General features: G+C 34.7%; 2 protein-coding genes. Both read left to right on the top strand.

The window, feature by feature from the left end; translation table 11 throughout:
- Positions 1-559: NAD(P)H-binding protein (locus FHL06_RS13400; protein ID WP_153387120.1), on the top strand; the 559-nt coding region annotated here is incomplete at its 5' end.
- A gap of 184 nt (positions 560-743) precedes the next feature.
- Positions 744-1,278 (top strand): sulfite exporter TauE/SafE family protein (locus FHL06_RS13395; protein ID WP_153387118.1); only part of this gene is annotated, 535 nt, incomplete at its 3' end.

The raw sequence follows: 1,278 nt of genomic DNA, 5'->3' as shown, positions 1-1,278 counted from the left end.
GACTTTATTCTTACGTAATAGTCAACGACTAGCTGATTTGGACGACAATGAAAATGTAACACTTGTTGACGGAGATATTACTGATTATGATGCCGTCAATGCTACTATGAAAGGTCAAGATGTAGTTTATATTGCGATGGTTGATCACACTAACGACAATGTCATTACTAAGAATGTAATTAAATCGATGAAGGAAAATAATGTTGACCGTATTATTGAATCAAGTTTGTTGGGACTTTATCATGAAGTTCCTGGTGAATTCGGTCGTTGGAATGATGAGATGGTTCAAAGTGGTTTAGATGCAGCAATCAATGCTGACAAACTCTTATCTGAATCTGATCTAACTTATACTACATTACGTTTTCCATGGTTGAATGATCGTGATGAAGTTAAATATACGATTACTCACAAAAATGACCAATATGTTGGTGTTTCAGGTTCTCGCCAAAGTATGGCAGATGTAATTGTTAAAATCATTGTTGATTCAGAATATTTGAAGAACGATTCTGTTGGTATCGCCGCTGCTGATACGGAAGGTGAAGATCGACCAGTTTATTAATATATCAAGTAAAAGAAAACCAGAAATTCCAAAAATGGAATTTTCTGTTTTTTTTGTTTCAAATAAATAAGTAATTAAACTCATCGTTTGACACAATTTTTGATTCGCTTTAACATATATAATATTAATCGGTAAGTGCAGGCGTATCCGAAACAAAATTGTGCCGTTGGAGAAAGAGATTATATTGCTCACAACGGTTTATTTGATATTCATGAGTCTATTAGCTGGGATTTTAACAGGTATTATTGGAATGGCTTCTTTGACTCTTTATCCAGTTTTATTGTCGATTGGGGTACCTCCAATATCTGCTAATGCTACTATCACGGTTGCTACCGTGGGAGCTGGTGTTGGAACAATTGCATCTTCTCTTAAAGAGCTTCGTAATCACTGGAAGATGGCGATAATAGTTGCCTCTTTGAGTACTACTGGAAGTGTTCTGGGTGCCCTTATTTTAATTCATAGTTCAAATTCTGGTTTTAAAAAAATTGTTCCGCTTTTTATATTATTGGCTGGAATTATGTTATTGTGGCCAAGTGCTTCAAAAAATGACACGAAAAAAGGTAGTACAGTTATAACATTTATCAAGTGGTTAAGTGTTATTTTAATCGGACTATATAATGGTTACTTTGGTGCCGCATCAGGATTGTTGATGATTGCGGTGCTTTCAAAGTTAATTGGTGGAAAGTATATTACTTACAATGCTATTCGCAATTTTTCGT

This window comes from Companilactobacillus halodurans (genome assembly GCF_009600985.1).
In the GTDB taxonomy this organism is placed as follows: domain Bacteria; phylum Bacillota; class Bacilli; order Lactobacillales; family Lactobacillaceae; genus Companilactobacillus; species Companilactobacillus halodurans.
The sequence above is the reverse complement of the archived record's forward strand: the minus strand, read 5'-3'. Positions and strand labels throughout refer to the sequence as shown.